Origin of the sequence: Chromobacterium sinusclupearum (assembly GCF_002902845.1) — a bacterium.
GTDB lineage: Bacteria > Pseudomonadota > Gammaproteobacteria > Burkholderiales > Chromobacteriaceae > Chromobacterium > Chromobacterium sinusclupearum.
Window position 1 is genome coordinate 53,253 of record NZ_PPTF01000064.1, and the last position, 7,823, is coordinate 61,075.

Sequence of the window (7,823 nt, forward strand, 5' to 3'; positions counted from 1 at the left end):
TAGCCCGGCCGGCTGGCCGGGCGGGCACTGCCTTACAGCGTTTTGACGAACGCCAGTACCTCCTCGGCGTGTCCGGGCACTTTCACGCCGCGCCATTCGCGCGCCACATTGCCATGGGCGTCTATTACGAAGGTGCTGCGCTCGATGCCTCTTACCTGTTTGCCGTACATGTTTTTCATCTTGATGACGCCAAACATATTGCAGACAGTTTCTTCCGAATCCGACAACAGTTCAAACGGCAATTCCAGCTTGGCCTTGAAATTTTGATGGGACTTCAGGCTGTCGCGCGAGATGCCGACGATGTCTGCGCCCAAGGCGGCAAATTGCGGGTGCAGATCGCGGAAGGCCATGCTCTCGTTGGTGCAGCCAGGCGTATTGTCTTTGGGGTAGAAGTAGATCACCAGCGGCTTGCGGCTGGCGGAAAGCGTAAAGTCGGCGCCGGCGGTGCCGGGCAGGGTGAAGTCGGGGCAGGGTGTGCCTGTCATGCATTACTCCTGGGTAGGGTGCAGGGGGCCGCCTTGATTTGAGCTTAGCGGATTCCCCTTGCGGTTGTCACGTATCCTGAGAGCCTGTTCTCGCGCTTTTTGCGCGTCGGCGATCCGGCGGAAATGCACCGTCGGCGGATGCTGATTGCGATCAAGGGCTTAGTCATCGGTATCGTCTGAAGCCGGGCGGCGCAGCAGCACCAGCAGCGAGCCGCTGTGGCCGCCGGATTCGGCTTCGCAAAAAGCCAGCACGTCCGGGTGGTGCTGCAGCCAGCTGCGCACCAGCTTCTTCAGCACCGGTTCGCCTTGCGGCGAGCCGAAGCCCTTGCCGTGTATCACCTTGACGCACTGGCCGCGCGAGCGGGCGCGATGGATGAACAAGGCCAACGCGTCTTGCGCCTGATGCCGGGTGTAGCCGTGCAAGTCCAGTTGGGCGCAGACAGGCCAGTTGCCTTGGCGCAGCCGCTTCAATGTGGCTGAAGGCATGCCGGGGCGGGCGAATTGATGCAGCAGTTCCGGCGGCTCGAACCAGCCTATCGGATGCTGCGGGATTTCCTGGCCGTTGAATGCATGCACGGCTGGACCCTGGCTGGGTTTGCGCGGGCGGGGCTTGGGCTTGGGACGCTGAGGATGGTGGCGGCCGTCAGGCTTGAGCGGCTTGACGTCGCCGAATAGCTGGCGAAAGTCCGGCTCCTCGGGCGCAGCGGGCTGCGGCGGCGTGGCCGCCCGTGGCGGGGCGGCCTGCCGCAGCGACTGGCGAAGTCCCTTCAAAGAGTCCTTGAAGGTCTTCATGATGCGGGACTCCGGCGCTTACTTCAGGCTGTCGAGATAGCGCTCGGCGTCCAGAGCGGCCTGGCAACCGGAAGCGGCGCTGGTGACGGCCTGACGGTAGATGTGGTCCTGCACGTCGCCGGCGGCGAATACGCCCGGCACGCTGGTGGCGGTGGCGTTGCCGTCGCGGCCGCTCTTGGTGATCAGGTAACCGGTGCTGTCCATTTCCAGCTGGCCCTTGAAGATTTCGGTATTCGGCTGGTGGCCGATGGCGACGAACAGGCCCATTACCTTGATCTCTTCGCTGCTGCCGTCCTTCATGGACTTCAGACGCAGGCCGGTCACGCCGGAGTCGTCGCCCAGCACTTCATCCAGCGTGGCGTCCAGCTTCAGGCTGATCTTGCCTTCCTTGACGCGGTCCATCAGCTTGTCGATCAGGATTTTCTCGGCGCGGAAGGTGTCGCGGCGGTGGATCAGGGTGACGTGCTTGGCGATATTGGCCAGGTACAGCGCCTCTTCCACGGCGGTATTGCCGCCGCCGATCACGGCCACGTCCTGGTTGCGATAGAAGAAGCCATCGCAGGTGGCGCATGCGGACACGCCCTTGCCCTTGAAGGCCTCCTCAGACGGCAGGCCCAAATACTTGGCGGAAGCGCCGGTGGCGATGATCAGCGCGTCGCAGGTGTATTCGCCTGCGTCGCCCACCAGGCGGATAGGCTTTTCATGCAGATGGGTGGTATGGATGTGGTCGAACAGGATTTCGGTGCCGAAGCGCTCGGCATGCTGCTGGAAGCGCTGCATCAGCTCCGGACCCATCACGCCTGCGGCGTCGGCCGGCCAGTTGTCCACGTCGGTGGTGGTCATCAGTTGGCCGCCTTGGGCCATGCCGGTGACCAAAACCGGCTTCAGGTTGGCGCGCGCGGCGTAGACGGCGGCGGTATAGCCGGCCGGGCCGGAGCCAAGAATCAGCAGGGGGCTGTGACGGGTTGCGCTCATGTGTGTTTTCCTGTCATCAAAAGGGTGGAGACTGGCGCCCATTCTAGCAGTTTTGTTGTGACAGCAGACCTGCGGTCAGCTAAACTGCCCTCGAACGACGCTATTTGAGTCAGGAGGTTGGGGTATGGATCCATTAAGTCAAGTCAGTGCGCAAAATGTCAGCACCAATGCGCAGGCCCTGGTGCTGAAGAAGGCGATGCAGGCGCAATCCCAAGCGGCCATGACGCTATTGCAAGGCGCGGAAGAATCGTCGCAGCAAATCCAGGCTTCCAATCCGGCGCATCTGGGACAGAACCTCGACGTGCGGGCCTGATCCGCGGCCGGCTTGCGGCACTGCCTGCTGAACAAGGCGACCTACGGGTCGCCTTTTGTTTTATCTATGATCTGTGCCGCGCGGTCATATTCAAATTCAGCAATAAAATCCTGCAACTCCCGCCCCAATTATCAATCTTGGCCTCGGCCTGAATAATCGACTCCTGACGCTGCCGGCATGTCGCCGGCGCGATGAAAACCAGGAGTCGTCATGAGTCGTCTTTCCTATTTGATTTGCTCTAGCTTGCTCGCGCTGTCTTCCGCGACAGCCTTGGCCGCCGACGCGCTGCCGCAGCCTGCCCGAGTGTTTTCCGAGCGCAATAATGGCGCGGCGGCGGCGGTGAAACTCGCCGCCATGCGCTACGCCGCATTCTGGAATACCGGCGATCCGCGTTACGCAGAGCTGGCGCTGGACCCAGCGTTCATGGATCGCACCTTGCCGGAAGGCCGTCCGCAGGGCATGGCGGGGCCGTTGCAGGCCTCGCGGACATTTCGCGCCGCGGTGCCGGATTTGAAGGTGGAAGTCACCGACATGGTGCTGGCGGATGATCGCGTGGCCTTGCGCCTGCACTTCACCGGCCACTTCAGCGGCCGTTTCGGCGACAGGCAGGGCGATGGCCAGGCGATCGATTTTCAGGCATTTGATTTATACCGGGTGAAGAATGGCCGCATCGCCGAGAACTGGCATCTGGAAGACAATCTGACGCTGCTGAAGCAACTGGGGGTGGTAAAGCCATGAATCCATCCACCGACTTGTTGAGACAGCGCGATGTCGTGGTGCTGGGCGGCACTTCCGGCATCGGCCAGGCGGTAGCGCAAGCCGCAGCCGCAGCAGGCGCGCGGGTTTTTGTATTGGGCCGCAAGCCGGCGCAGCCAGGCCCCTGGCAGTATCTGCCGGCGGACGTTACCGATGCGGCGACGCTGCGCGCGGCCTTGGCCGAGATTGGCCATATTGACCATTTGGTGCTGACTGCCGGCGCGCGGATAGGCTCGCCGCGGCTGGAGCAGGCGACGCTGGAGGATTTTCGCCGCACTTTCGATGTGAAGCTGTTCGGCAATCTGCTGGCGGTGCAGCAGGCCTTGCCCTACCTCGCGGCGGACGCTTCGGTAACGTTCACTTCCGGATTGTTATCCCGCAAATACGGCGCCGGCGGCTTGTTGAAGAGCACCGTCAACGCCGCGCTGGAAGCGGCGGCGAAGAATCTTGCCAAGGAGCTGGCGCCGCGCCGCGTCAATGTGGTCAGCCCGGGCGTGGTGGATACCGAATTGTGGGGAGAGGCTGGGGCGGATAGCCGCATCGCGGCGATGGCGCGCATAGGCGCGAGCCTGCCGCTGGGCCGCGTCGGCAAGCCGCAGGAGCTGGCTCAGGCCTATCTGTTTGCCATGGGCAACGCCTTCCTCACCGGCGCGGTGCTGGATGTGGATGGTGGCGGCTTGTTGTAGCAAGGCTTCCCGTCGCCAGGACTCAAAGCCCGGCGACGGGGCGCGCGCTATTGCTGAGGCTTTTTCTTGGCGTGGGTGTGGCGGGCCGATGCCTTTGCCGCTGGTTTGGTTTGTTTCTTGGCGGCCGCCTTCGTTTTTGCCGGCTTGGCTTTGGATTTGACCGCCGTCGCATGGGATTTGGCAGGCTGGGCGCGCGTTGCCGCTGGTGCCCGCGCCGCTACCGGTTGGAAGCCGCTCAGCTCGGCCACCAGCTTGTTCACGCCGCTGCTCATGTTCTGATAGTGGGTGCCGCCGGTGCGGGTGAGGCTCACCCATACGCCGACCTCATTTTTCGGCGCGATCGCGACGTAGCCGATGAAGCCGCCGCCGCCGGCGGTTTTCTGGATGATTTCCGGCGAGTTCGGCGTCGGCAGCATGCGTATCCAACCCAGACCCAACTCATCCGCCTTGCCGGCGACGTCCATGCCGCGCAGCGCGCGCAGGTCGTCGCGCTTGAAGTACATATGGAAGATCTGCTCGCGCAATTGGCGACGGGATTCGTTTTGCGGGTGCACCAGGTCCTGCAGCCAGCGCTGCATATCGCGCGGGGTGGAGTAGATGCCGCCGCTGCCGCTGGCGGCGCGGGTATCCACGCAGGGGCTGGCGCCGTAGCCTTCTATCAGCCGGGCGCACTGCGCGGCTGTGGGCGTCAGCGTGGTGTCGCGCATGCTGAGCGGCGCGGTGATCTTTTCACTCAGCAGCGCGGCATAGGGGCGGCCGGTGGCGGCGGCCAGCGCGTCGGCCAGGAAGTCGAAAGCCAGGTTGGAATACTGGGCGCGCATGCCGGGCGCGAAGCGCGACTTGGTCGAAGACAGCCATTGCCAGCGTTGCTGCTGGTCCGGCCAGACGAAAACCGGCGTGTTCTGCGGCTTTTCGCCCGGCATTTCGCGCGGGAAGCCGCTGGTGTGGCTGGCCAGATTCAGCAGGGTGATGGGTTGAGTGGTGGGCGGGAATGCCACGCCGGCCGGCGCGTATTTTTGCAGCGGATCGTCCAGTTTTACCCGTTTTTCTTGCGCCAGCGAGGCCAGCACCTCCCCGGTCATGGTCTTGCTGATGCTGGCGATGCGCAGCAAGGAGTTTTCATCCGGGCGCTGGCCGCTGCCGGGGCGGGTTTGACCGTAAAAGCGCTGTGTGGTCTGCTGTTTGTTGACCACTACCATGACCATGCCGACGGCGCGGCTGTTTCTGAAGATTTGCTCGCCGTAACGATCTATCGGGTCGGCGCTCGTATCTTTTTGAGCTGCGGCAGAGGCGAAAGGAGCGAACAGGGCCAAGCTCAGGCCGAGCAGTTTCAAAGGCTTCATCGAGTTTCCGAAATGGCTGACGGTATAGTCCGGATCGCGCGGAGCAGGGCGCAAGCCGGCTGGAATAGGTTTGTCATTATCGATAACGGGCAAGGTGGCCGGATGGTGGACGCGATTTGGTCTTCCGTGCAAAAGTTGGGCCGCCCTGCGGCGCGGCGGCGTCGCTAGCGAAAAAACAGGCAGGCAGTGTAGCGCAGACCGCCGCCGCGCGCAGGGCTTATTGCATATTTTCCCGAGGGTTCGATATTACACGGCCGGTTTGCCGGCCGGGGCGTTCAGGCTGGTGACAATTCCGCCAGCAGAAAGTCGATCAGCCTCCGTACCCTGGCCGGCTGCAGCCGGTGTCCCGGGTAGAGCAGGTGCAAGGGGGCGGGCTCGGTGAAGAAGTCGTCCAGCACTGTCAGGAGCCTGCCGGCTCGCAGGTCGGCGGCGATGTCCAGTTGCGACTTGTAGGCGAAGCCGTGCCCTTGCAGCGCCCAGCGGCGTATTACTTCGCCATCGTTGCTTTGACGAGTCCGTTGCAGGCGCAGCGAGCGGATTTCGCCGCCGTCGCGATAGCGCCATTCGTTCATCGGGCCATGGCCGGTGGTGAGCGTCAAGGTGGGCAATCTGGTCAAATCCTGTGGGTGGGACGGAACGCCCAAGGTTTGCAGCAGCGCCGGCGCGGCGCAGACTACGCGGCGGCTGGCGGCCAGTTGCCGGGCCACCAGGCTGCTGTCCGCCGGCATGCCGTAGCGGATGGCCAGATCGATGTCGTCGCCTATCAGGTCTGCCGGCGTATCGCTCAGCGATAGCGAAAAGTGAACTTCCGGGTGGGTGGCGCTGAAACGGTCCAGGCAATCCAGCAGCAGGTTGCGTCCCAGGTCAGAAGGGGCGGATAGTCGAATCGCGCCGCTCAGTTGGCTGTGTTCCCGCTGCAGCTGATTCTCGCCTTCCTCCAGCAGGTCCAGCGCCTGTCGGCAATAGGCGAGATAAGTCTCGCCCGCCTCGGTCAGTCGGAGCCGGCGTGTGGTGCGCTCGAACAGCCTGACGCCCAATGCTTCCTCCATGCGCTGGATGCAGGCGCTGGCGGCGGCGGGAGACAGGCCGTGCTTGCGCCCGGCGGCGGAGAAACTGCCCAGCAGCGAGGCGTCCTGAAACAGGCGCAGGTCATTGAGGCGGTCGAACGGCATGTGGGCTCCGGGAAACAAAACAGGCCATGCGCAGGGCATGGCCTGTGTGCCGAGCGGGCGGTTTACAGCGCTTCGGTATTGGCCAGCAGCCAGTCGCGGGCGGCGCCGTCCACCAGCGGCAGCAACCGCGCGCGGACTTCAGCGTGGTAGCCGTTCAGCCAGTCGATTTCCGGCCGAGTCAGCAAAGAGTGGTCGATGCAGCGGCGGTCTATCGGGCACAGCGTCAGCGTTTCGAACTTCAGGAAGTCGCCAAACTGGTTCTTGTCCGACGCCACGTTCAGCACCAGGTTCTCGATGCGCACGCCCCATTGGCCGGAGCGGTACACGCCGGGTTCGATGGAGGTGATCATGCCTTCCTGCATCGCCATATGCGGCTCCGGCACCGCGCGCGAAATGCTCTGCGGGCCTTCGTGCACATTGAGGAAGTAGCCGACGCCGTGGCCGGTGCCGTGGCCGAAATCGATGTCGTGCTGCCACAGCGGCGCGCGCGCCAGCGCATCCAGCATGGGCGACAGCGTGCCGCGGGGAAAGTGGGCCATGGACAGCGCCATGGTGCCTTTCAATACCAGGGTGAAGTCGCGCTTCTGCGCGGCGGACGGGGCGCCCACAGCCACCACGCGGGTGATGTCGGTGGTGCCGCCCAGGTATTGGCCGCCGGAGTCGATCAGCAGCAGGCCGTCGCCCTGGATTTCGCTGTGCGCTTCCGGGGTGGCGTGGTAGTGCGGCAGCGCGCCGTTGGCGTTGAAGCCGGCGATGGTGCCGAAGCTGGGCGAAACAAAGCCAGGGCGGCGCGCGCGGGCGGCGGTGATCTGTTCGTCTATGGTCAGCTCGGTGATGCGGGCGCGGTTGACGTTGGCCTCGAACCAGGCGAAGAACTCGGCCAGCGCGGCGCCGTCCTGCTCCATCGCGCGGCGCACATGTTCGGTCTCGGCCGCGCTCTTGCGCGACTTCATCAGCGTGCTGGGGTTGATCGCTTCGATCACCTTGACGCCATCGGCCACCGCCTGGCGCAGGCCCAGCGTGACGCGGCGCGGATCGATCAGCAGCGCGCCGCCGGGCAGCGCGGACAGCGCCGGCTTGGCTTCGGCGTAATCGGCCACGCGGACGCCGTCTGCCGCCAGCTGGGCGGCGAGGGCGTCGTCTATCTTGCCTGGCGCGACGAACAAGGTGGCGCTGTCGGCCTCGATCAAGGCGTGGGCGATGAACACCGGGTTGTAGTTGACGTCGGCGCCGCGCAGATTGAACAGCCAGGCGATGTCGTCCAGCGTGGAAATGAAGTGGCGCTCGGCGCCGGCCTCGCG

General features: G+C 64.2%; 9 protein-coding genes. 3 read left to right on the forward strand and 6 right to left on the reverse strand.

Features of this window, described 5'->3' with window-relative positions; genetic code table 11:
• Positions 1 to 32: 32 nt before the first annotated feature.
• From C2134_RS13540 to trxB, 3 genes are all read right to left on the reverse strand, one after another.
• Positions 33 to 485, reverse strand: coding sequence for a peroxiredoxin (locus tag C2134_RS13540; RefSeq protein ID WP_103320706.1), 453 nt, complete (start codon positions 483 to 485; stop codon positions 33 to 35).
• A 159-nt stretch (positions 486 to 644) separates the two neighbouring features.
• Entirely contained in the window at positions 645 to 1,277 is a 633-nt protein-coding gene (locus C2134_RS13545; RefSeq protein ID WP_103320707.1) for a Smr/MutS family protein, read from the reverse strand.
• A gap of 18 nt (positions 1,278 to 1,295) precedes the next feature.
• On the reverse strand, positions 1,296 to 2,252 hold the full coding sequence (gene trxB / locus C2134_RS13550; protein ID WP_043628351.1) for a thioredoxin-disulfide reductase: 957 nt from the start codon (positions 2,250 to 2,252) through the stop codon (positions 1,296 to 1,298).
• 124 nt (positions 2,253 to 2,376) lie between these two features.
• Here trxB and C2134_RS13555 point away from each other — a divergent pair, with 124 nt between their 5' ends.
• From C2134_RS13555 to C2134_RS13565, 3 genes are all read left to right on the forward strand, one after another.
• Positions 2,377 to 2,565, forward strand: coding sequence for a putative motility protein (locus tag C2134_RS13555; protein WP_103320708.1), 189 nt, complete (start codon positions 2,377 to 2,379; stop codon positions 2,563 to 2,565).
• A gap of 210 nt (positions 2,566 to 2,775) precedes the next feature.
• Entirely contained in the window at positions 2,776 to 3,303 is a 528-nt protein-coding gene (locus C2134_RS13560; protein ID WP_103320709.1) for an ester cyclase, read from the forward strand.
• Entirely contained in the window at positions 3,300 to 4,007 is a 708-nt protein-coding gene (locus tag C2134_RS13565; RefSeq protein ID WP_103320710.1) for an SDR family oxidoreductase, read from the forward strand. The genes C2134_RS13560 and C2134_RS13565 overlap by 4 nt, the downstream gene beginning before the upstream one ends.
• A 47-nt stretch (positions 4,008 to 4,054) precedes the next feature.
• Here the strand turns inward: C2134_RS13565 and ampH are convergent, their stop codons facing one another.
• From ampH to C2134_RS13580, 3 genes are all read right to left on the reverse strand, one after another.
• Positions 4,055 to 5,350: a D-alanyl-D-alanine-carboxypeptidase/endopeptidase AmpH gene (ampH, locus tag C2134_RS13570; RefSeq protein WP_103320711.1), complete on the reverse strand. Its 1,296-nt coding sequence runs from the start codon at positions 5,348 to 5,350 to the stop codon at positions 4,055 to 4,057.
• A gap of 275 nt (positions 5,351 to 5,625) precedes the next feature.
• Positions 5,626 to 6,522 (reverse strand): LysR family transcriptional regulator, encoded by an 897-nt coding sequence (locus C2134_RS13575; protein ID WP_103320712.1) that lies wholly within the window; start codon positions 6,520 to 6,522, stop codon positions 5,626 to 5,628.
• A gap of 62 nt (positions 6,523 to 6,584) precedes the next feature.
• The coding region (locus C2134_RS13580) for an aminopeptidase family protein P (protein WP_103320713.1) at positions 6,585 to 7,823 on the reverse strand (1,239 nt) is incomplete at its 5' end.